Raw genomic sequence first — 379 nt, 5'->3', positions numbered from 1 at the left:
GTTCCACATACCCGAAGCCGTGAACGGGGAACCGGTAGTCAACGCCTCTCAGGAGCCAGACATGAGCAACATTCCAATGCGGAGCGAACGCGCAGTGAAGACCCTGGACGCCGGCGCGTTCGACATGAAGCTCGAGATCGTCGTGATCCCTGTCTTGGACGTCGATCGCGCCAAGCGCTTCTATGGCGAGTTGGGTTGGCGGCTCGATCTCGACTTCAAGGCAGGGGACGACTACCGCGTGATCCAGTTCACACCGCCCGGCTCCGCATGCTCAGTTATGTTCGGCACGAACGTTACCGCCGCCGCGCCGGGCTCAGTCCAGGCGCTTCACCTCGTCGTCTCCGACATCGTGGCCGCGCGCAACGAACTGCTCCGTCGT

General features: G+C 62.5%; 1 protein-coding gene. It reads left to right on the top strand.

Annotation, left to right across the window (positions count from 1 at the left end):
* Positions 1–61 precede the first annotated feature (61 nt).
* A partial coding sequence (locus P0D80_RS51400) for a VOC family protein (protein WP_408296699.1) occupies positions 62–379 on the top strand: 318 nt, incomplete at its 3' end.

Source organism: Paraburkholderia sp. RL17-373-BIF-A (genome assembly GCF_046030175.1).
Lineage (GTDB): Bacteria > Pseudomonadota > Gammaproteobacteria > Burkholderiales > Burkholderiaceae > Paraburkholderia.
The sequence above is the reverse complement of the archived record's forward strand: the minus strand, read 5'-3'. Positions and strand labels throughout refer to the sequence as shown.